This is a genomic window from Halocynthiibacter sp. SDUM655004, assembly GCF_026015885.1.
GTDB classification, from domain to species: Bacteria; Pseudomonadota; Alphaproteobacteria; order Rhodobacterales; family Rhodobacteraceae; genus Falsihalocynthiibacter; species Falsihalocynthiibacter halioticoli.
Genome location: NZ_JAPDUG010000001.1, coordinates 751784 through 774441, shown reverse-complemented (window position 1 = coordinate 774441; position 22658 = coordinate 751784). Strand labels below are relative to the sequence as shown.

18 protein-coding genes are annotated in these 22658 nt (G+C 56.2%); 7 read left to right on the top strand and 11 right to left on the bottom strand.

Going from position 1 to position 22658, the window contains the following annotated elements; genetic code table 11:
* From N9C89_RS03780 to N9C89_RS03760, 5 genes are all read right to left on the bottom strand, one after another.
* Positions 1 to 1596 carry an ABC transporter ATP-binding protein gene (locus N9C89_RS03780; RefSeq protein ID WP_263952505.1) on the bottom strand — a complete coding sequence of 532 codons (1596 nt, stop codon included), beginning with the start codon at positions 1594 to 1596 and terminating at the stop codon, positions 1 to 3.
* Positions 1593 to 2423 (bottom strand): ABC transporter permease, encoded by an 831-nt coding sequence (locus tag N9C89_RS03775; RefSeq protein WP_263952504.1) that lies wholly within the window; start codon positions 2421 to 2423, stop codon positions 1593 to 1595. Before N9C89_RS03775 ends, N9C89_RS03780 begins: the two co-directional genes overlap by 4 nt.
* Positions 2423 to 3370 carry an ABC transporter permease gene (locus N9C89_RS03770; protein ID WP_263952503.1) on the bottom strand — a complete coding sequence of 316 codons (948 nt, stop codon included), beginning with the start codon at positions 3368 to 3370 and terminating at the stop codon, positions 2423 to 2425. Before N9C89_RS03770 ends, N9C89_RS03775 begins: the two co-directional genes overlap by 1 nt.
* A gap of 76 nt (positions 3371 to 3446) precedes the next feature.
* The gene (locus N9C89_RS03765) at positions 3447 to 4934 is read right to left on the bottom strand and encodes an ABC transporter substrate-binding protein (RefSeq protein ID WP_263952502.1); all 1488 of its coding nucleotides are present in this window, start codon (positions 4932 to 4934) and stop codon (positions 3447 to 3449) included.
* Entirely contained in the window at positions 4931 to 6244 is a 1314-nt protein-coding gene (locus N9C89_RS03760; RefSeq protein WP_263952501.1) for an acetylornithine deacetylase/succinyl-diaminopimelate desuccinylase family protein, read from the bottom strand. The genes N9C89_RS03765 and N9C89_RS03760 overlap by 4 nt, the downstream gene beginning before the upstream one ends.
* Positions 6245 to 6349: 105 nt before the next feature.
* Here N9C89_RS03760 and N9C89_RS03755 point away from each other — a divergent pair, with 105 nt between their 5' ends.
* Complete coding sequence (locus N9C89_RS03755; RefSeq protein WP_263952500.1) at positions 6350 to 6895, top strand: LuxR C-terminal-related transcriptional regulator; 546 nt, start codon at positions 6350 to 6352, stop codon at positions 6893 to 6895.
* A 3-nt stretch (positions 6896 to 6898) separates the two neighbouring features.
* Here N9C89_RS03755 and N9C89_RS03750 read toward each other — a convergent pair whose 3' ends face one another.
* Positions 6899 to 9163: an adenosylcobalamin-dependent ribonucleoside-diphosphate reductase gene (locus tag N9C89_RS03750; RefSeq protein WP_263952499.1), complete on the bottom strand. Its 2265-nt coding sequence runs from the start codon at positions 9161 to 9163 to the stop codon at positions 6899 to 6901.
* A gap of 147 nt (positions 9164 to 9310) precedes the next feature.
* Between N9C89_RS03750 and N9C89_RS03745 the strand changes: the two genes are divergently transcribed.
* A complete protein-coding gene (locus N9C89_RS03745) occupies positions 9311 to 9733 on the top strand; it encodes a DUF1489 family protein (protein ID WP_263952498.1) in 423 nt (140 codons plus the stop codon).
* Between the two features lies 1 nt (position 9734).
* On the opposite strand, the gene hisG is transcribed toward N9C89_RS03745, so the two are convergent.
* Genes hisG through hisS form a run of 3 tightly spaced genes read right to left on the bottom strand, consistent with a single transcriptional unit; the run spans position 9735 to position 13043 of the window.
* Positions 9735 to 10448 (bottom strand): ATP phosphoribosyltransferase, encoded by a 714-nt coding sequence (gene hisG / locus N9C89_RS03740; protein WP_263952497.1) that lies wholly within the window; start codon positions 10446 to 10448, stop codon positions 9735 to 9737.
* Positions 10445 to 11551: an ATP phosphoribosyltransferase regulatory subunit gene (locus tag N9C89_RS03735; protein ID WP_263952496.1), complete on the bottom strand. Its 1107-nt coding sequence runs from the start codon at positions 11549 to 11551 to the stop codon at positions 10445 to 10447. Before N9C89_RS03735 ends, hisG begins: the two co-directional genes overlap by 4 nt.
* Positions 11535 to 13043: a histidine--tRNA ligase gene (gene hisS / locus N9C89_RS03730; RefSeq protein WP_263952495.1), complete on the bottom strand. Its 1509-nt coding sequence runs from the start codon at positions 13041 to 13043 to the stop codon at positions 11535 to 11537. The genes N9C89_RS03735 and hisS overlap by 17 nt, the downstream gene beginning before the upstream one ends.
* Before the next feature lie 107 nt (positions 13044 to 13150).
* Between hisS and N9C89_RS03725 the strand changes: the two genes are divergently transcribed.
* Positions 13151 to 13360, top strand: coding sequence for a SlyX family protein (locus N9C89_RS03725; RefSeq protein ID WP_263952494.1), 210 nt, complete (start codon positions 13151 to 13153; stop codon positions 13358 to 13360).
* Between the two features lie 6 nt (positions 13361 to 13366).
* On the opposite strand, the gene N9C89_RS03720 is transcribed toward N9C89_RS03725, so the two are convergent.
* The gene (locus N9C89_RS03720; protein ID WP_263952493.1) at positions 13367 to 14005 is read right to left on the bottom strand and encodes a hypothetical protein; all 639 of its coding nucleotides are present in this window, start codon (positions 14003 to 14005) and stop codon (positions 13367 to 13369) included.
* Between the two features lie 160 nt (positions 14006 to 14165).
* A complete protein-coding gene (gene dnaE / locus N9C89_RS03715) occupies positions 14166 to 17642 on the bottom strand; it encodes a DNA polymerase III subunit alpha (RefSeq protein WP_263952492.1) in 3477 nt (1158 codons plus the stop codon).
* Positions 17643 to 18132: 490 nt separating this feature from the next.
* Here dnaE and xdhC point away from each other — a divergent pair, with 490 nt between their 5' ends.
* The 4 genes from xdhC to N9C89_RS03695 are packed head-to-tail and all read left to right on the top strand — an operon-like array spanning position 18133 to position 22654.
* The gene (gene xdhC / locus N9C89_RS03710; protein ID WP_263952491.1) at positions 18133 to 19041 is read left to right on the top strand and encodes a xanthine dehydrogenase accessory protein XdhC; all 909 of its coding nucleotides are present in this window, start codon (positions 18133 to 18135) and stop codon (positions 19039 to 19041) included.
* Positions 19038 to 20591 carry an ABC transporter ATP-binding protein gene (locus tag N9C89_RS03705; RefSeq protein WP_263952490.1) on the top strand — a complete coding sequence of 518 codons (1554 nt, stop codon included), beginning with the start codon at positions 19038 to 19040 and terminating at the stop codon, positions 20589 to 20591. Before xdhC ends, N9C89_RS03705 begins: the two co-directional genes overlap by 4 nt.
* A 57-nt stretch (positions 20592 to 20648) precedes the next feature.
* Positions 20649 to 21734, top strand: a complete 1086-nt coding sequence (locus tag N9C89_RS03700) for an ABC transporter permease (RefSeq protein ID WP_263952489.1) — start codon at positions 20649 to 20651, stop codon at positions 21732 to 21734.
* Positions 21734 to 22654, top strand: coding sequence for an ABC transporter permease (locus N9C89_RS03695; protein ID WP_263952488.1), 921 nt, complete (start codon positions 21734 to 21736; stop codon positions 22652 to 22654). The genes N9C89_RS03700 and N9C89_RS03695 overlap by 1 nt, the downstream gene beginning before the upstream one ends.
* The last annotated feature ends 4 nt before the right edge of the window (positions 22655 to 22658 follow it).

Sequence of the window (22658 nt, the reverse complement as noted above, 5' to 3'; positions counted from 1 at the left end):
CTAGGCAGCATCAGTTTCAGGAAGGCGCGGCGTCGCTTGGATCAGCGCCTTTGTGTAGGGGTGTTGCGGGTTGGTGAACACGGCTTCTGTTTCGCCGCGCTCGACAAACTCGCCATCTTTCATAACCAGAACCCGATCCGTGATCGCACGAACAACAGAAAGGTCATGCGAGATAAACAGATAGGTCAGGCCAAACCGCGCCGACAAATCCGCCAACAGATCAAGTATCTGCGCGCGGATCGACACATCAAGCGCGGAGACAGCCTCGTCGAGAATAATCAGCTTGGGTTTGATAATCAAAGCTCGTGCAATGGCGATCCGCTGCCGCTGTCCGCCCGAAAACTCGTGGATATATTTGTCCTGATCTTCGGATTTTAACCCCACGCTTTCCAGCGCTTCGGCAATGGCCGCGTCTCGCTCGGCAGGGCTGGGCTTTTCGTCTAGGAGGAAGAACGGTTCCGTGACCAAACGCGAAACCTTGTGGCGCGGATTAAATGAGCCATAGGGGTCTTGGAACACAACTTGCATCTTTTGGCGCACATGGCGATCAACTTTGCCATCGCGGATGATCGGCGCACCATCGATCAAAACCGAGCCGCCCTGCGCAGCCTCAAGCCCGAGAATGGCGCGGGTGAGCGTCGATTTTCCGCACCCGCTTTCACCAACAAGGCCAAGGCTCTCGCCCTGTTTGATGTCAAAGTTTACGCCTTTCACAGCGCGAAACACCCCCGGCGCGCCAAACAAGCCGCTGCGCGGTGTTGGGTACTCTCGAACAAGGTCGCGAACCTCCAGAAGCGGTGCCTCAGTGCTTTCATGCTCATGCCGCGCCGGAACATGGCCCGAGGCCGCGATCAGCGCGCGCGTATATGGGTGTTTCATCGTGGTAAACAGCGCGTCCGCGCCGCCCGTTTCGACAACCTCACCGTTCTTCATGATAACCAAATGGTCGGCCAGATTGGCGACAACAGCAAGGTCGTGCGTCACGAGGATCATGCCCATGCCGTCCTCTTCGACCAGCCTCTTGAGAAGCTTCAGGATTTGCTCCTGCGTGGTCACGTCAAGCGCGGTCGTTGGCTCGTCCGCAATCAACAGTTTTGGCCGCAAGGCAATTGCCATCGCGATCACGACACGCTGGCGCTGCCCGCCGGATAACTCGTGCGGATAACGTGATAACGGAAATTTATCTGCCGGAAGCTCTACCCGATCAAGCGCTTCTCGCGCCATAGCCCTCGCCTCTGAGCGGCTGGCGTCTGTGTGAATCAGGATTGTTTCGGCCACTTGATCGCCGATGGTTTTCACAGGGTTCAGCGCCGTCATCGGCTCCTGAAACACCATCGAAATATCATTGCCACGCAGCGCGCACATATTCTGTTCGCTCGCCGCTCCAAGGTCTTTGCCGTCAAAGTGAATCTTGCCGGATTGCTCGGCGCCATTGGGGAGTAGTTTGAGCACGGAGTATGCCGTCATCGACTTGCCCGAACCGGATTCACCGATCACTCCGACGATCTGTCCCTGCTCAACCGAAAGGCTTACATCCTTAAGGATCGGCGTGCCGTGGATGGAGAGCGAGAGGTTTTCAACCGACAATAGGCTCATGTCTTGGACCTCCGCAACTTAGGATCAAGATAGTCGCGCAGGCCGTCCCCGACGAGGTTCAGCCCTAGAACCGTCAGCAAAATCGCCATACCGGGGAATACGGTAAGATGCGGCGCGAAAGAAATCATCGTCTGACTTTCCGCGAGCATCCGCCCCCAACTTGGGATTGGTGGCTGTGCGCCGAGGCCGACATAGCTCAGAGCCGCCTCGGCGATGATACCGACGGAAAACTGAATAGAGCCCTGCACAATCAGCAAGTTGGCCACGTTTGGCAGAATGTGTTCAAGCGAAATGCGAGCCGCGCCCTTGCCTGATACGCGGGCCGACAACACGTAATCCCGCGTCCAGAGCGAAATTGCCGCGCCGCGGGTCATCCGCGCAAAAACAGGAATATTGAACACACCGATGGCGATGATCGCATTGGTCGCAGATGGGCCGAACGTGGCCGTGATCATAATGGCAATCACCAAAGGCGGAAAGGCAAACACAAGGTCATTGCCGCGCATGATCATTTCGTCAAGAAGCCCACCGCGCTTGGCCGCCGCAGCCAGACCAAGCGGCACGCCGAGCAACATGCCGATACCAACAGCAACAAGCGCCACCGCAATAGAGGTGCGCGCGCCGACCATAATCATCGAGAAGATATCTCGCCCGAAATGATCGGTGCCAAACCAATGCGCCGCGCTCGGTTTCTGGAGTTTGTTGGCGATATCCAGCGTTTCGACACTATAAGGCGTCCAGACAAAAGAGAGGAGCGCCGCGCTGATAAACAGGAGCGACAAGAAAGCGCCAAACAGCATTGCGCGAGAGAGTTTTGCCGTTGGCATTATGTACGCCTCCGCAAACGGGGATCGACAAAGGCATAGGCCAGATCAACCGCGAAATTCACCATGATCACAGCAAAGACGAGGATCATCACAACACTTTCAACTACGATGAGGTCACGCTGAGAAATACTCTGGAAGATAAGCCGCCCGAGGCCCGGTAGGAAAAAGACGTTCTCGATCACGATGCCGCCGGCAATCAGGAACGAAAACTGCATGCCGATGATGGTCAGCACAGGGATCATCGCGTTGCGCAGCGCATGACGCCAGAGAGCCTGCCCCGTCGAAAGCCCCTTGGCGCGGGCGGTACGAACGAAATCTTCGCTCAATGTGTCAAGCAACGAGGAGCGCATGACCCGCGTAAGGATCGAGGCTTGCTGAAGCGACAAGGCAATAGCGGGCAATGTCAGCGCCTTCATCGCGAGCCAGAAGCCATTGTCCCACCCAGGAAAACCACCGGCAGAGAACCACCGCAAGCTCACGGCAAAGAGAAGAACCATCAGCATCGCAAACCAGAAGTTCGGGATCGCAACACCAAGTTGCGTTACCCCCATGACGGTTGAGTCGAGGAATGAACCCCGTTTACGCGCCGCAAGAATGCCTGCGGGAAATGCAACGAGGATCGCAAGTGCGAGCGCATAGAGAGCCAGCGGCAGCGAAATCCATAGCCGTTCGGCAACCATGTCGCGCACAGGCGTTCGATATGTGTAGGAAACGCCGAAATCGCCCTGAACCATTCCAGCAACCCAGCTAAAATACCGCGATACAACAGATTGATTGAGGCCAAGTTGCTCTCGCAGGGCGTTGAGCGTGTCTTCTTGGGCATTGATGCCGAGCATATATTGCGCCGGATCACCGGGTACGACCTCGATCGCGGCGAAAATCACAAGGCTTGCGACCAGAAGGCTCAGGATCAGGGAAAGGAGTCGTTTGAGCGTGTATCGCAGCATGTATTGAGGGGCACCAATTGAGAGATTAAGCCCCCGCCCGCAGGGATCGGGCGAGAGCAGGTGTTAAAATGTGCCGTTACTCTTCCCAGTAAACAGCGGTCAGGTCTGTGGCCTGTGTCGGAGAATTTTCCCAGATACCGACCAAATTGGCCTTAACCACGCTCAACTGAGCGAGTTGGAACAAGTAGCCGTTGACGTAATCATCGGAGATGATCGTCTGGGCTTTTTGGAGCAGCTCGGATCGTTTGGCCGGGTCGGTTGCTTCGTTCAACTCTGCCATAACGCCTTGGAACTCGGCGCTGTCATACTGGAAGTAGTAATCAGGGTTTGCATAGATACCGATATCAAGCGGCTCCGTGTGCGAAATGATCGTCAGACCGAAATCTTTGCCACGGAATACCTGCTCAAGCCACTGCGCCCACTCAAGGTTGCTGATCTCTGTTTCGATACCAACATCGCGCAGTTGTGCTGCAATGATCTCACCACCACGGCGCGCATAGGAGGGCGGCGGCAGTTTGAGCGTCGTTGTAAACCCATCGGCAAATCCGGCCTCGGCAAGCAGTGCTTTTGCTTTCTCCGGATCATACGCAGAGTTCCCCGTCAGATCGACGTAATCAGGATGGTGCGGCGCAAAATGCGTACCGATTGGCGTTCCATACCCGAACATCGCGCCATCAATGATCGCTTGGCGATCAATCGCATGAGCCAGAGCTTCGCGCACCTTCGGATTGTCAAATGGAGGCTGGGCGTTATTGGTCGAGAGGATGGTTTCCCCTTCTGTCGAACCAATCAGCACGTTAAAACGTGGGTCCGCTTCGAACTGAGGCAGGTTTTCAGGAGCAGGATAGCCACCAAAGGCATCCACATCCTCAGCCATCACCGCCGCGAAAGCTGCGGTTGGATCAGAGATGAACTTGAACGTTGCAGAATCCAGTTTGGCAGGCTCGCCCCAGTAATCTGCGTTCTTGGTCAGGGTGATTTGGTCGCCCTGAACCCAGTTACTGAAGGTAAAAGCACCAGTTCCAACAGGGTTTGTTTTGATGTTCTCAATGCTTTCCGGCGCCACGATAACTGCGTCGCCCCATGCCATATTGAACAGGAAGTTGCCGTTCGGCTTGGAAAGCGTAACTTTGACTGTTGCGGGATCCACTACATCAACAGACGCGATATCGGCAAACAGCGCTTTCTGCGCGTTGGCGGAATCTTCGGCGCGCGCACGGTCGAGCGAGAATTTCACATCCTCAGCGTCCATTGTGGTGCCGTCATGGAAGGTCACACCCTCTTGCAGGTGGAACGTGTAAGTCAGGCCATCTTCAGAAACGTCCCAATCTTTAGCCAGACCGGGGTTAATCGATCCATCTGGGCCAAACCGTGTCAAACCCTCAAAAACATTGGAATAAAGCACCTGATCGATTGCGCCAGCGGCGGCGCTTGTCGGGTCAAGGTGCGGTGGCTCGAGCTGCAAGCCGACGGTCACATCTCCGCCCGCGGCATGGGCCGTGCCGAGGCTCGCACAAAGGGCAAGCGCACTTGTCAGGGCGGCCGCTGTTCTAAGTGTTGTCATATTTTTGGTTCTCCAACTGTTATCTCATCATGGCCAAGAAGGATCTTGACCAAGCTGCGCGCCATTACTTTCGCAGAATCCACCATATCTTCAACGCCAATATACTCGTCTGGCTTATGCGCGAGATCGAGAATTCCTGGCCCATAGGCGATACAGTTCTTGAGCTTACCAATTCTGTCGATGTGTTTCTGGTCGTAAGTCCCTGGAGAGACAACATATTCTGCGGGTGCGCCAATGATATCCTGAATGGCTTCGGCCACTGTTGTGACAACGGGCGCGTCTTTTTCTGTCATGGTCGGCAAAACACGATGCATTTCGCGCAAATCATAACGGAACGTGTCGCGCTCCGCTTTTACCTTGTCGAGTACGGATTGAATTTCAGCCTGAACGTCTTTGATGTCCTCTTCGATGAGGAATCGGCGGTCGAGCACCATGCGGCAGCTATCGGGAACACAGGCCGAAGGATAACCGGTATAATCGGCCTCCGGCTCTTCCATACCGCCGTGCATTGAGTTGATGTTGAGCGTTGATTGCTTGGCCCCTTCTGGCACAACGGGCATGTCGGTGCGTTTCTCAGCGAGCGCGGGGAACAGGCTCTGTTCCATCTCGTGCACAACAGCACCCATATGCCGAACAGCGCAGTCTCCGAGGAATGGCATGGAGCCATGCGCAATCTCGCCGAATGTCTCAAGCTCGGCCCACCAAACGCCGCGATGCCCCAAGCAAATTCGGTCTTTGTTGAGCGGCTCCGGAATAATCACATGCTGAACACGCTCCGGCGCGAAGAACCCCTTTTCAGCAAGGTACGCCACGCCACCATAACCGCCAGATTCCTCGTCCGCCGTTCCCGAAATTTCGACCGCGCCAGAAAACTCTGGGAAAAGGTCAACAAAAACCTCGGCCGCGATGATCGATGTAGCAAGGCCACCCTTCATATCGCATGCGCCGCGCCCGTAAATCTTGCCGTCGTCTAGCTCACCGCCGAACGGATCATAGGTCCAGTCGCGGCCAACTTCGACAACATCGGTATGCGAGTTGAAATGCACACATTCACCAGAATGCGCGCCTTCGCGTCGAGCGACAACATTCCAGCGAGGGTATTTGTCAGAATCGCCAATCGCGCCTTCTGCTCGCACAAGCTGCACATCAAAGCCTTTAGTGGCCAACCGATCACGGAGGTATTCGCAAATCTCCAGATAGCAATCACCGGGTGGGTTAAGTGTTGGTATACGGATCAGGTCTTGAGTTAGGGCAATAAGATCATCGCGCCGCGCTTCGATTTCCGCGTCAAGCTTTGCTCCGTAGTCCATCCATCTCTCCCATTGCGATTGACTTAACGGAGCATGACGCGCAATATATACGGTATCAATACCGTATAAACACGGTGACAGAAGAAAGCTCCCACCGAAATGGACATGAACGACCTTGAACAACTGGCATTTGAAGAATGTCCAATCGGAATAGTGATGTCGGAAAACCGCATCATTAAATCCTGCAACGGCACGTTTGCGACGCTCTTTGGCTATACAAAGAAGCAGCTGATAGGCGAGTCGTTTCAGATTCTTTATGGCACTTACCAAGAATTTGAGAGCATTCGGGATATCGGCATCGAACACCTGAAATCAGGCGGGACATATTCAGACGAGCGTATCATGCAGCGCCGAGACGGACAGCGATTTTGGTGCAAGTTCCGCGCGCGCACGCTCACGCCCGAAGCGCCTCTTGCCCGCGTAGTAATGAGCTTTGCCGCAATGACGGAAACCCCAGAGCGCGTGAGCCTCACGCCGCGTGAACGTCAGGTCGTCCGCCACCTTAGCCACGGTCGGACCAGCAAGGAAATCGCTCAGCAGCTTAGCCTCTCGCCCCGCACGATCGAAGACGTGCGCGCGCGCCTCTTGCGCAAGCTGGGCGTCAGCAACACGCCCGCGCTTCTTGCAAAACTAACCTCTATCGAGAGCTAGGTCTTAGCCGCACTTGCTGTGGCCGCAGTCGGTGCATGTCATGCACCCCTCGACCATGCGAAGGCTATATTGCCCACAGGATGGGCACGCTTTTCCGCGCGGCGCACCGCCAAGAGCAACAACATCGGCCTGCGGATCAACCTTCAGCCCCATGCCCTCGCCTTCGATAAAGCCAGTCACGATCAGGTGCCGTTCAATCACGCCACCAATGGCCGCAAGAATCGACGGAATATACTTCCCTTCCATCCATGCGCCACCGCGCGGGTCAAACACCGCCTTTAGCTCTTCAACCACAAACGACACATCCCCACCCCGACGGAATACCGCAGAGATCATGCGGGTGAGCGCCACAGTCCACGCGAAATGCTCCATGTTCTTGGAGTTGATAAATACCTCGAACGGACGGCGATGCCCGCCGATCACCACGTCATTCACCGTAATGTAAATCGCATGCTCGGAATCTGGCCACTTGAGTTTATACGTATTGCCTTCAAGTGCTTGCGGACGGTCGAGCGGCTCGGAAATATAAACAACATCCGCGCCCTCATCCACTTCGGGAGCCGCTTCGCTTTCGCTCGAAACACTAAGCACCGACCCGGTCACATCGTTTGGCCGATAAGTGGTGCAGCCCTTACAGCCCTGATCCCACGCGGCCATATAGACCTCTTTGAAATCCTCAAAGCTGATATCTTCGGGGCAGTTGATCGTTTTGGAAATCGAGCTATCGATCCACTTCTGTGCAGCGGCCTGCATGCGCACATGATCAAGCGGCGCGAGGGTTTGAGCGTTAACGAAATACTCGGGCAGTTCTTTATCACCGAACTTTTCTCGCCAAAGGTTCACGGCGTAATCCACCACTTCCTCTTCAGTGCGCGAGCCGTCTTTCTGCAAGACCTTCCGAGTATAGGCATAAGCAAAGACAGGTTCGATCCCGCTCGACACGTTCCCCGCATAGAGGCTGATGGTGCCGGTTGGGGCAATCGAAGTCAGGAGCGCATTACGGATACCGTGGGTGCGGATTGCTTCGCGTACATCTTCATCCATCGCTTGCATGGTGCCGGAGGCAAGATACTTGTCGGCATCAAAGAGCGGGAACGGCCCCTTTTCCTTAGCAAGCTCGACAGAAGCAAGATAAGCGGCCCGCGCGATGGATTTCATCCACGCCTCGGTCTGCTCGGCGGCTTCTTCTGTTCCGTATTTCAAGCCAACCATGAGAAGTGCATCAGCAAGGCCCGTCACACCAAGGCCAATCCGGCGCTTCGCTGCGGCTTCTTGCGCCTGTGCTTCAAGCGGAAATTTACTTTCGTCGACCACGTTATCCATCATACGGACGGCGGTTTCGACAAGATCAGAGAGCGCGCTTTCGTCAAGTGCTGCGGCATCCTCAAACGGCTCGGAGACCAACCGCGCAAGATTGATCGACCCGAGCAAACACGCGCCATAGGGCGGCAAAGGCTGCTCGCCACAAGGGTTTGTCGCAGCGATGGTTTCGCAATAGCTCAGGTTGTTGGCCTGATTGATCCGGTCGATGAAAATCACACCTGGCTCGGCATAGTCATAGGTGCCGCGCATGATTTTGTTCCAAAGGTCGCGCGCCTGAACGGTGTGGTAAATCTTTCCATTAAACTTGAGATCCCACGAGCCATCGGCCTTCACCGCTTCCATAAAATCATCGGTCACAAGCACAGAAAGGTTGAACATCCGCAGGCGTGCAGAATCCTTCTTGGCAGTGATAAAATCCTCGATGTCGGGGTGGTCGCACCGCATGGTCGCCATCATCGCACCACGGCGCGAACCCGCGGACATAATTGTGCGGCACATCGCATCCCAGACATCCATGAACGACAGCGGGCCAGAAGCATCCGCCGCAACGCCCTTCACATCCGCGCCTTTGGGGCGAATGGTACTGAAATCATAGCCGATGCCGCCGCCCTGCTGCATGGTAAGCGCGGCCTCTTTGAGCATGTCGAAAATGCCGCCCATGCTGTCTGGAATCGTCCCCATCACAAAGCAGTTGAACAGCGTAACAGCCCGCCCCGTTCCAGCGCCCGCCGTGATCCGGCCCGCGGGGAGGTATTTGAAGTCCTCAAGCGCGTCATAAAACTTGCCTTCCCACGCCTCGGGCTTGTCCTCGACCGAGGCAAGCGAGCGCGCAATCCGCCGCCAGCTATCTTCAACACTCGCATCAATTGCGGTGCCGTCGGCCTTTTTGAACCGGTATTTCATATCCCAGATTTGCTCGGCGATAGGGGCGGAGAAACGGCTCATTTACGGGTATCCTGCTCTGGCGTTGAAAGGGCCTTCCACATTAGGCGGCAATCGCGTTTTGGTCAATTGCCTTTCGGGGGGATGATGCCTTATTATCGCAACGGAAACGGGATAAATTCCCGCAATATATTGGGGTGAGCGGAAGAAATGACCATACATCTAGTAAAGCTCTGCGTCGGCATCGATTCCCTCGAACATCTGGAATCATACCGCGCCGCCCATTACCCCACGCCCGAAACACCAACCCGCCACGTCACCCGTATGTGGCCAAAACGAGAGGCTGAATTGCTTGATGGCGGCTCGCTCTTTTGGGTGATCAAAGGGGTTATGCTTGCTCGGCAAAAAGTGTTGCAGCTTGATGAGGTAATCGGAGACGACGGTATCCGCCGCTGCGCCATCATCATGGACCCCGAACTTATCCGCATACAGCCCACTCCCCGCCGCGCCTTTCAAGGGTGGCGCTACCTCAAGCCAGAGGACGCGCCGCCTGATTTAACGCGCAGCAACAAAGAAGAAAGCCCCCTCCCGCCCGAACTTGCAGCGGCACTCGGCGAAATCGGCATTCTTTAGGCTATTCGTCCGCCGTACGCAAAGCTGTCTCAAGGGCGCGTAGAATCTCGCGGCGGCCGCCATCCCAATCCGCCTTGCGCGATTTGAGAAGCGTAGCTTGCGATTTATGCACCACTCCATCGCTCAACACCTTGAGGTGATTGGCGCGCAGCGTATCACCAGTTGAGGTGATATCAGCAACCATCTCGGCGGTTTCGTGCTTTACGGTGCCTTCGGTCGCGCCTTGGCTATCAACAAGCTGATAGTCGGCAACGCCTTGGTCTTTCAAGAAATTCCGAACAAGGCGGTGGTACTTCGTGGCAATCCGAAGCCGGAACCCGTGGGTCTTGCGGAATTGCGCTGCCACTGCGTCCAAATCATCAAGCGTTTCCACATCCACCCAACATTGTGGCACGGCCATCACCAGATCAGCGTGGCCAAATCCCATAGGCGCAAGCTCGGCAACCTGCATTTCCCAAGCCGCGAGTTTTTCGCGGATAAGATCAGTTCCCGTAACGCCAAGATGAATACGCCCTGCGGCCAGTTCGCGCGGGATTTCACCGGCAGACAGCAGCACAAGTTCCAACCCATCAACGCCCTCAACCGCGCCGGCATATTCGCGCTCTGCCCCTGTGCGGCGCAGGGTGACGCCACGTGCGCCAAACCAGTCGAAGGTTTTCTCCATCAGACGGCCTTTGGACGGCACACCAAGCTTGAGTGTTGCAGCATCGCTCATAGCGCGCCCTCCCGCATCTTCCACGTGAGGCCGGGGCGCACAACGCCGCCAACCGCCGGGATGGATTTGCCCTGCCCCAAGACCTGCGTCAGCGCATCGTAGCGCCCGCCGGTTGCTACGGGCGGCAAATCGGGGCGACCGTGTACGTAAAAACCGAACACAAACCCGTCGTAATATTCCATCGTGCTGCGGCCATAGGACGTCTCGAAATCGAGCGAATCCACATCAACACCAAGCTCCGCAAGCGCATCAAGCCGTGCGGACAGTTGCCCGACGGCATTAGAAATCGATGGAAGATCAATCGCGATATCGCGCAGCGCTTCCAACACATTCGGAGCCGTTTCGCGCAGCCGCATAATCGTTTCAAGGAGCTCAACTTCGGTTTCGCTCAGATTCGGTTCTTTGGCATCTTCTTGGAGTGTCTCAAGACGGGCGATAATCTCGGACGGTCGGCGCAATCCGATGACGCGCCCTGCGTCCTTAATCAGATCCTGAGCCTCTGTATCTTCGAGATTTTTCAGAAGCTTCGCGCGGCTTGACGCAACAGGCGTGCGCCCGCCAAAACGGTCAAGCAACGTGCGGAAACGATGCGGCCGCCAGATGTGGCGCAGCAAAGCGGCACGGCGTGCTTCACTCGTGGCCAGCCCCTCAACAGCTGCCTTTAGAATCCCGATATCACCGGTTGCGGCGCGAAGCCCAAGTGGGGACAAAACCTCTTGAAACAAAGCAAACACTTCGGCATCGGACGCCGCAGGATTTGCCCCGTCAAAAATCTCGTAGCCGACCTGAAAAAACTCTGTCGCGCGATCTGTATCTTCTTCCTGACGGCGGAAAACCTCGCCAGAATAAACATAACGCGCGGGGCTTGCGCCGCTGTCCATATGCATCTGAACAACCGGCACTGTAAAATCAGGCCGTAGCATTTGTTCACCGCGCAGCGGATCGTTCGTCACGTATGCACGCGCGCGAATGTCCTCGCCATAAAGGTCGAGCAGGGTTTCGGCGGGCTGCAGGATATCGGCATCCACAACCTGCGCGCCGGAGGCCGCGAAAAAGGCCTGTAGCCGCGCAGCTTCAGCGCGGACCTCAGGTTTCTGCGTCATCGCGCTGCCCCTTTAGCATGGCCTGTACCTGCGCAACCAACTCATCGCGCGGCACCTCGATCTGGCTTGGACGGGATTTCCACTCCTCAAGCGTAGCGTTTTCAGCAATTTTCGCGCCAAGGATCAGGTCTTTGATCTGTACCACACCGGCCTCTGCCTCGTCTCCGCCCTGAATGATGGCAATCGGCGCGTTGCGGCGGTCTGCGTACTTGAGTTGGTTGCCGAAGTTTTTCGGATTACCCAGATACACTTCTGCGCGAATGCCCGCGTTGCGAAGTTCAGCGACCATGCCCTGATAATCGGCCATGCGGCCCTTATCCATCACGGTCACGACCACGGGGCCTTCTTGTGTGGTGTCGATGCGGCCCTTGGCGAGAAGTGCAGCAAGAAGCCGATCAACGCCGATCGACATGCCCGTTGCCGGAACTGCCTGACCTGTGAAGCGCTTCACCAGATCATCATAACGTCCGCCGCCCGCAACAGAGCCAAACTGCCGTTTGCGGCCCTTCTCGTCCAACACTTTAAAAGTCAGCTCTGCTTCGTAAACAGGGCCGGTGTAGTAGCCAAGGCCACGCACAACGGAAGGATCAATCTCAATCCTGTCGGGGCCATAGCCCTGCGCGGCCAGCAAGCTTTCGATCTCCTCAAGCTCGGCAACACCCTCTTGGCCAACTTTGCTTTCGCCAACCAACTCCCGAAGCCGCGCAACCGTTTCGGCTCCGCTGTCCCGCTTGGCATCCATGAAGCCCATGACAACATCCGCCTGCGCTTCGGTAAGGCCCGCGCCTTTGGTATAGTCGCCGCTTGCGTCCTTGCGGCCTTCTCCAAGCAGCGCCCGCACACCGTCCACACCGAGGCGGTCAAGCTTATCAATCGCGCGCAATACAATGCCGCGCTCATGCGCAAATTTATCCGGATCAGTCGGGTCAAGCACCCCCGCAACTTCCATCACACCGTTAAGAACCTTGCGGTTATTCACACGTACAATGTAATCGCCGCGCGGAATGCCGACGGTTTCAAGCGTGTCGGAAAGCATCGCGCAAATCTCGGCATCGGCAGCAACACTGCCAGTACCTACTGTATCGGCATCACATTGATAAAACTGCCGAAAACGCCCCGGACCGGGCTTCTCATTGCGCCAAACCGGACCCATCGCATAACGGCGATAGGGTGTCGGCAGATCATTGCGGTGCTGCGCGAATACCCGAGCGAGCGGTGCGGTCATATCATAGCGCAACGCGACCCAACCGCTATCATCCTCTTCCCATGCGAAAACCCCTTCGTTCGGGCGGTCCACATCAGGAAGGAATTTACCGAGCGCCTCAACGGTCTCAACCGCAGAGGTTTCCAGCGCGTCAAATCCATAGCGATGATATACCTCGGCAATCCGGTCCAGCATGTCTTTGCGGGCCGAAACCTCGGCACCAAAATAATCGCGGAACCCTTTGGGCGTAATTGCCTTGGGTCGCGGCTGTTTCTTTTGCTTGGCCATATCTGCCCTCATCGCAACGGTTACGCCGAGGGCTTTATCGCGCGGGCCACCAAAGGGCAAGGTTTGCGCGCTGGAATTCAGGCATCTGTGGTGCTATGGCTCTGGGCATGACCGATACACGCATCCTCGCGCTCGAAGAGCAACTGGCCCACCTATCCCGATCCGTCGACGACCTTTCTGATGTCGTCGCGCGGCTTGATACGGAAAATGCTGTCCTGAAACGCCGCCTTCAAATGGTGATGGAGCGCGAAGCAGAGCGGGAAGCAAGCGCAGGCGGCACCGCCATTCTTGCGGATCAAAAGCCGCCGCATTGGTAGCCGCTGCTAGCGCAGATTGGTGAGGTCCGAAGCCACAACTTTGCCCTTATAGACAAGCACCTCAGCGTATTTGTTCGAATTGCCGAAGGACTCATAAATGGTGAGGAACGCGGTCGTTTTCGCAAAAGATTTCATTCGCCGCTCACCACACGGCTCGCCAGACTTCTTGCCACATATCCGCCCTTTGAGGCGTTCATATTCATTGTCGGTATCAGAATAGGGCATCGTCTTGGCGTCCACCGTATAGCGCAGCGCCTCGTGTAGTTCGAGATCGCCAAGCATCGCCATCGACGCCACAAACTTGCGCACACAACCATCTTGGAAGCCCTTTAGGTAAAACGCATGCGGCGCATAAGATTTGGGATTTGAGTCGTAGAGATACACAACAGGACGTTTCTGTGGGTAGCCTTCGATCTTTTTACCAAGCTTGGAGCTAGAGATCGTGCAATCCTTAACCACCTCGCCAAACTTCAAGTCTTTGGTCTTGGGTGGGGATGCAATCAGCGCGGTATGCGGCGCGCTCGGATCGATTCCGGCCTCCGCAATTGTCTTCACACCATCGCCGCCAGCACCTTCTTCAGAGGCAGTGGTGACACAGCCTGCAAGCGCGAGAATCGTCGCAAAACACACGATTGATTTTCTCATTTACCCCCCAAAGCCCGCGCGTTCTGCGCAGCCAAAGCAAACTCGTAACCCGCGGCACATAGCCGAAAACACATGCGAAAATCAATCCATTCTGGGAATCGCATGCCAAAACGGCGAAAAAATGCAGTCTGATTTGGGTTTTTACGGGAATTGCGCAAAATTACGCCAATTCCTCTACCGTCATCACACCTTCAAGAGATTTCAGCGCGCTTTTGATTTGTGGGCTAACCGGATACTCCTGAGGCAGGTCAATTTCGACCTCGCCAGGGAGGCTCGGGTCCATCAAGCAGAATGTGATCGGGCCGAAACTTCGGTTAGACTTGTCGCTCCGCGCCTGCTCCAAAACCGAAGCAACCGATTCCGCGCCGTCGGTGTTTTCGATATAGACCTTCAGCCCCATCGACCCCGCTTCAGCGACGATACCTTCCATGGGAGCGATACTGCGGGCAATTGGATCAAATTGCCCATCTTCGAACTTCGCCTCAAGCGTCATGACAACGCGACTGGTCTCTTCGAACACCTTGCGGGCCTGTTCAAAATCCTTCGGGAACATTGCCATGCCCGACACCTGTAGCGTTGGATCGGAAATGTTCATGCGGAAGAACTGCGTACCGCGTCCCGATTTTCGTTGCTGAAGCCCAGAGACGATAACGCCAACCTTGATAATCGCAGCGCCCTTTCGCTCAGCTTCTTGGCGGGCCTCTTCCAGAGATTTCACGCCTTTTCGTTTAAGCGGCGCCATGAAATCATCAAGCGGATGGCCGGAAAGATAGAAGCCGATGGCCTTGCTCTCTTCGCTCAGGCGGTCGTCGGTGTTCCAGTCAGCGGCAGTAGACAGACGCGGCTCCGGAAGATCATCGCCAGCTTCTCCAAAGAGCGAGACCTGACTAGAAGCGCGTTGTTCGTGAACAGCCGCCGAATACGCAACAAGGTTATCAAGGCTCTCAAAGACGCGGCGGCGGTTTGGATCAATCTGATCAAAGGCACCGGCGCGCGCAAGCATCTCTAGCGGGCGTTTCCCCACGCGTTTCAAATCCACACGGCGGGCAAAATCAAATAGCGTTGCAAAGGGTTTGCCGCCTGATCCATCAGGTTCTGGTCCACGCGCTTCGACAATGAGGCGCATAGCCTCAACGCCAACGTTTTTCAGGCCGCCCAGCGCATAGACGACTTTGCCGTCATGTACGGTAAACTTTTCAAGGGAGCGGTTCACGCACGGAGGGATAATGTCGATATCAAGCCCGCGCCGCACCTCTTCGGCATAAACCGATAGTTTGTCGGTAAGGTGCAAATCGCAGTTCATAACACCGGCCATAAACTCGACCGGATGGTTCGCTTTAAGCCACGCTGTTTGATAAGACACCACCGCATAGGCCGCCGCGTGGGACTTGTTGAAACCATAGTTGGCGAATTTTTCGAGAAGGTCGAAAACCTCGCTGGCTTTCTTGGCCGGAACCCCGTTTTCGGCGGCACCTGCTTCAAACTTCGGGCGCTCGGCGTCCATCGCCTCTTTGATTTTCTTACCCATCGCACGCCGCAACAGGTCCGCACCGCCAAGCGAGTATCCCGCCATGACCTGCGCGATCTGCATCACCTGTTCCTGATAAACGATAATGCCCTGAGTTTCCTCAAGAATATGATCAATCAACGGGTGCACAGATTCAATTTCTCGTTGGCCGTTCTTGACCTCGCAATAGGTCGGGATGTTTTCCATCGGGCCGGGACGATAGAGCGCCACAAGCGCCACGATATCCTCGATGCACGTCGGTTTCATGCGCCGCAGCGCATCCATCATGCCCGAGCTTTCCACCTGAAACACGGCCACTGTTTTGGCGCTTGCGTAAAGCTTGTATGTGGCCTCGTCGTCCAACGGGATGGCGCCGATATCAATGTCGATATCGCGCAGCTTGAGCAGGTTAAGCGCAGATTGAATTACGGTTAGTGTTTTGAGGCCGAGGAAGTCGAACTTGACCAAACCCGCCTGTTCAACCCATTTCATATTGAACTGCGTCGCAGGCATATCCGAGCGCGGATCTTGGTACAGCGGCACAAGCCGGTCGAGCGGACGATCCCCGATCACAACACCCGCCGCGTGGGTCGAGGCATTTCGCAACAGCCCTTCGACCTGCTGGCCATAAGTCAGAAGCCGATCCACAACTTCTTCGTTGCGGGCCTCTTCCCGAAGGCGCGGCTCGTCGGTAAGAGCTTGCGCAATCGAAACGGGCTTCACACCTTCAACAGGGATGAGCTTGGAGAGGCGATCAACCTGCCCATAGGGCATCTGTAAGACCCGCCCGATGTCTCGCACCGCGGCTTTACTCAACAGCGCACCGAAAGTGATGATCTGGCCCACTTTGTCGCGGCCGTATTTCTCCTGCACATAGCGGATAACTTCCTCGCGGCGATCCATGCAGAAGTCGATATCGAAGTCAGGCATCGATACACGTTCGGGGTTAAGGAATCGCTCGAACAGCAAACTATAACGCAGGGGATCAAGGTCGGTGATCGTGAGCGCATAGGCCACAAGCGAGCCCGCACCAGACCCCCGCCCGGGGCCAACCGGAATATCGTTATCTTTGGCCCATTGGATAAAGTCCGCAACGATCAGAAAGTAACCGGGGAAGCCCATGCCTTCGATGATATCCAGTTCAAAATCGAGTCGCTTCTGATATTCCTCAACACTTGCGGCGTGAGGGATGACCTCAAGGCGCTTTTGCAAACCCTCGTTCGCCTGTCTGCGCAATTCCTGCACCTCGTCATCAGCGAATTTCGGCAGGATCGGATCACGCAGCGGCGCTTTGTAGGCGCAGCGTTTTGCAATCTCGACCGTATTCTCAATCGCTTCGGGCAGGTCGGCAAAAAGCGTAATCATCTCTTCTTGCGACTTAAAATAATGTTGCGGAGTCAAACGACGGCGGGGCTGCTGCTGATCGACGTAGGCGCCCTCTGAGATACAGATCAGCGCGTCATGCGCCTCATACATATCGGTTTTCGGGAAGTAGACGTCATTTGTTGCAACAAGCGGCAGGTCGCGCGCATAGGCAAGCTCGATATGGGCGCGCTCCGTGGTTTGCTCGGCCTCGGTGAGCCGCCCTCCTTCGCCCGGATGACGCTGCAATTCGATATACAACCGATTGGGATAGATTGCCTGCAAACGATCAAGCAAGGCCTCGGCCTTGGTGCGTTGCGCAGTCAGCAACAGCTTCCCAAGCGCGCCCTCAGGCCCACCAGTCAAACAGATTATGCCCTCTGAGAACTCCGCCAACTCATCAAGCGTGACCTGCGGCAACTCTCCGCCGTTATCCACATAAAGGCAGCTTGAGAGCCGCATAAGATTTTCATAACCCTTTTCGCTCTGCGCCAATAATACGACCGGTGCCGGCGCGCGGGCTTTTTCGCCTGCCTGCGCCGGATCATAGGCCACATCAACCTGACACCCGAGAATCGGCTGCACGCCCTCTCCAGCGGTTTTCACCGAAAATTCCAATGCCGCGAACATGGAGTTCGTATCCGTCACCGCCACAGCAGGCATGTTGTTTGCTGCACAAAGTCCGGCAAGTTTTTTGACCGGAACGGCCCCTTCGAGGAGCGAATATTCGGTATGAAGGCGGAGGTGTACGAAGCGAGGATCAGACATGCGCCAGAGGTTAGCCCGACGTCTTCAAAAGGGAAACGGCCATTTGCCGCAAATCGGAAAAAAGCCGCGCGGCGAAGCGATTGTTCGCTTTTTCCAAATACACTTTTTTGCCCCGCTAGCTAAAGATTTCTTGCCACAGTGGCCGCAAGTGCGCTTTGTTACGGTGTTACCTGCGCATTTCGCTTTACGCCACATCGGGCGATGCGCCGCGGTTCTAGCGAACAGAAAGTGGCTGGTTTTCGCATGGATATAACGTTTCTTCAAAGCGGAGAAACTGTTCGGCCAACGCAGGTTTCGGCGACCGATAAGGTGCTGGGCAGGTCGTGCGAAACCTATGGGCAAACAGGCCCGCAGCAATTCCACCGCGAAGTAAACACCAAGGCGCGAAGGGCAAGAGCATTCGCCCGACATTCACCGCTCTCGCACTGCAAGGCGGCCATGTCTGTTTGGGAAGCTCATCGCACGCATGCCGCAAACCCTGTGAATGAACATGCATTTTGATCGCGACACACTCGCTGCCCTCGTGGCCAAGCACGGTGACGTGGCGCGGGTTGTTATTGCCGAAACCAGCGGCTCGGCCCCACGCGAAGCAGGGGCAGTAATGTATATCTGGAGCGATGGCTTAAGCGGGACAATCGGCGGTGGCGCGCTTGAATATCAAGCCATCCATGATGCCCGCGCTGCCCTCTCTGACGGTTCTACACCTGTTCTATCCCGCATCCCACTTGGGCCCAATATCGGGCAATGCTGCGGTGGATCGGTGACTCTTGTGTTCGAGATTTTCAACGAAAACACCCTCCCAGCCGCCGATGATACTTTCGCGCGCCCTGTCGCGCCCCATGCGACGGTGGAGACGCCGAAGGCATTGGGCTTTAAGGATGGCTGGCTGATAGAACAGCAAAAGCAGAACGCCCAGCCAATTTGGATATGGGGCGCTGGGCACGTGGGCCACGCGCTTGCCACGGTTCTTGCTCCGCTGCCCGATTTTGCCGTGACCTTGATCGACGCAACACAAGAGCGGATGCCAGACGGGCTCCCCGAAACCGTCACACCCGTAACGGCCGCTGACTTGCCCGCCCTCGTTAAATTCGCACCGCATGACGCACGACATTTCATCATGACCTATGACCATGCGATTGATCTCGCTCTCTGTCATGCGCTGTTGAGCGCGGGGAATCAGCAAATCGGGCTTATCGGCTCGACCACCAAATGGGCGCGGTTTCGCAAGCGCCTCGCGGGGTTCGGACACACAAATGCACAAATAAACGGCATTGCCTGCCCAATAGGCGATCCGGCGGCGGGCAAACACCCGCAAGCCATTGCCGTATCGGTTGCGACTAGGCTATTGCTGACCAGCCAGTCAAAAAATTCCGCACCACATAAGCGGGGAGTCGCATGACAAAAGACGGGACAGAAGGGGAGCCAAAGGTGCCAGATCAAACGCTTTTATCCGTGAATGGGCTAACAAAAGCCTATCCCGGAGTGGTTGCGAACAACAACGTTTCCTTTTCGATAAAACCGGGTGAAGTCCATGCGCTCTTGGGCGAAAACGGGGCTGGAAAATCGACGCTCGTCAAGATGATCTATGGTCTTGTGCGGCCCGACAGCGGCGATATGGCCCTGAATGGCGCGCCCTATACTCCGTCCGAACCGCGTGCGGCGCGGGCCTCTGGTGTGGCGATGGTGTTTCAGCATTTCTCTTTGTTTGATGCGCTTTCGGTAGCGGAAAACATCGCCCTTGGTATGGAGAACCCACCGAAGCAAAACGTGTTAAGCGCCCAAATCCGCGAAGTTTCGGAAACCTACGGCCTGCCGCTTGATCCAGAGCGCCTTGTGGGCGAACTCTCTGCGGGTGAGCGTCAACGGGTCGAGATTATCCGCTGTCTGCTACAAAACCCCAAAATCCTCATCATGGATGAGCCAACATCGGTTTTGACTCCGCAAGAGGTGGAGATTCTGTTTGAAACGCTGCGCAAGCTTTCGGCAGAGGGAACCGCTATTCTTTATATTTCCCATAAGCTTGACGAAATCCGCGCACTCTGCGACAGCGCCACGATCCTACGGTTGGGCGAGGTTGTCGATATCTGCAATCCACACGAGAAGACTGCGCGTGAACTGGCGGAGATGATGGTCGGCCAAACGCTCCACACGCCAAGCCGCAAACCGCACAAGCAGGAAGGCGTCGTGCTGCAGGTTTCTGATCTTTCGATGCGCTCTGCTACGGCCTTTGGTACGTCGCTCAAGGATATTTCATTCTCGGTTCACGCAGGCGAGGTTTTGGGCATCGGAGGCGTTGCGGGCAACGGACAAGACGAGTTGCTTGCCGCAATTTCCGGCGAAACCAGCCCGGATGCCGGAACAGTCACCGTTCACGGCACCCCCGTTCAACACCTCGGCCCGAACCAACGCCGCAAGCTTGCCATCCTAACCGCGCCCGAAGAGCGCCTTGGCCATGCGGCGGCACCGGATATGAGTCTCATCGAGAATGCTTTGATGACTGGCGCAATTCGCGAAAACCTTACAAATCGCGGCTTCCTCAAATGGGGGGCCGCCAAAACATTCGCCGAAAAGATCATTGCGAATTTTGATGTAAGAACTCCAAGCCCCAACAACGCCGCGCGCGCGCTTTCGGGCGGGAACTTGCAAAAATTTGTGGTCGGCCGCGAAATTCTTCAACGGCCAGACGTCTTGGTTGTGAACCAGCCCACTTGGGGCGTTGATGCTGCTGCGGCCGCCGACATTCGGCAAGCGCTTCTTGATCTGGCGGCGCAGGGATCGGCGGTGATTGCAATCTCGCAAGACCTTGATGAGCTTATGGAGATCTCCGACAACTTTTCTGCCCTGAACGAAGGCCGCCTTACCGCGCCGCGCTCGGTGCAGGGGCTGACGGTGGACGAAATCGGCCTGATGATGGGCGGCGCCCACGGTATGGAGGCAGCCCATGTTTAACTTACTAGTCATGAACAGCCGGACACGAACACACATGCTGAACAAAGGGGCTGCCCAATGATCCGTCTTGAAAAACGCCCCGTCCCGTCCAAGCTCTGGACCTATCTCACCCCTATCGCGGCGGTCGTTGCCACGATGGTTGCGGGGGGCATTTTGTTTGCCTTTCTGGGCAAAGACCCCGTTGAGGTGATCCGCATTATCTTTTGGGATCCGCTGTTCCACCCTGATTTCTCGGCCTATTCCCGCCCACAGCTTTTGGTGAAAGCAGGGCCGCTTATCCTGATTGCCATCGGCTTGTCGCTCGGGTTCCGCGCTGGAATTTGGAACATTGGGGCGGAAGGCCAATATATCATTGGTGCCATTTGTGGCGCGGCTGTTGGGCTTGCGTTCTATCCGATGGACGCTTGGTTTATCTTTCCCCTGATGATTATAGCTGGTGCAATCGGCGGCCTCCTTTGGGCGATGATCCCTGCCCTTTTGAAAACGCGCTTTGGCACGAATGAAATTCTCGTGTCGCTTATGCTCGTCTATGTGGCAAGCAACCAGCTCGCCTCGGTTTCTCAGGGGCTGCTCCGCAATCCAGACGGCATGGGCTTTCCTGGTTCAAGGAACTTCCAACAATATCCAGCGGCCTATAACGCCGAACTGATTGCCGGAACGGGTATGCACTGGGGCGTTCTGACTGCCTTCCTCGCGGTGATCGCGGCTTATATCCTGCTCAACCGCCACATCCTTGGCTTCCAGATCCGCCTTACAGGCGAAAGCCCGCGCGCGGCGCGCTTCTCTGGTGTGCGCCCTAAACTGCTGATCTTGTTCTGCATGGGCGTTTCCGGTGCGGCGGCTGGCCTTGCTGGTATCTTTGAAGTGTCCGGCCCGTCCGGTCAGATCAACATCAGCTTTAATGCCGGTTACGGCTTTACCGCGATTATCGTGGCTTTCCTTGGGCGATTGCATCCGGTCGGCATCCTGCTGGCGGGGCTTCTTCTTGCGCTTACTTACATCGGCGGTGAACTGGCGCAGTTGATGCTTGGCCTTCCTGCCGCTGCCATTCAGGTCTTTCAGGGCATGCTCTTGTTCTTCCTTCTGGCGATGGATGTTTTCACCAATTACCGTATTCGTATCGGCTCACCGGAGGCTGCATAATGGACCTTTCTGCAATCAACCCCGCAGCGCTTCTGGCTTCGCTCATGGTCGCTGCAACCCCGATCCTACTGGCCGCAATCGGCGAGATGGTGGTGGAAAAATCCGGAGTGCTGAACCTCGGTGTCGAGGGCATGATGATCACCGGCGCGGTCACGGGATTTGCCGTGGCTGTCGAAACGCAAAGCCCGTTTTTCGGCTTCGTTGCGGCGGCGGCGGCTTCGGCGGTGTTGAGCCTTGTATTCGGCTTCCTCACGCTCAAACTCTTATCCAATCAGGTGGCAACCGGCCTTGCCTTAACGCTCTTCGGGCTCGGGCTATCCGCGCTCATCGGGCAGGCCTATGCCGAGCAAAGGCCCCCTTCTACTGCGCGGCTTGACCTTGGCTTCCTCTCGGACCTTCCGTTCTTCGGGCGCGTGCTGTTTTCACACGATCCTATAGTTTACCTTTCGCTGGCGCTCTTGGTCGCTGTCTGGGCGTTCCTGAAATTCGCGCGCCTTGGCCTTGTCCTGCGCGCGGTCGGCGAGAACCACGACGCAGCCCACGCACTTGGCTATAAGGTCGTACGCATCCGCATGATCGCCATCGCGTTTGGCGGAGCCTGCGCAGGGCTTGGCGGAGCGCATCTTTCACTGGTACGTGTAGCACAATGGACAGACGGCATGACCGCTGGCGCAGGTTGGATCGCATTGGCCATTGTTGTATTCGCAAGCTGGAAAGCCCAGCGCGTGTTGCTTGGTGCGTATCTCTTTGGCGGGATTTCTGTTCTCCAACTCAACCTACAGGTCGCGGGTATCCCTGTTCCTGTCGAGTATCTGTCGATGAGCCCTTACATCATCACCATCCTTGTGTTGGTATTGATCTCTAGAAGCTCAACTGCCGCGCCCGCGTCACTTGGCAAACCTTTCTTTGCAACGAGTTAACACA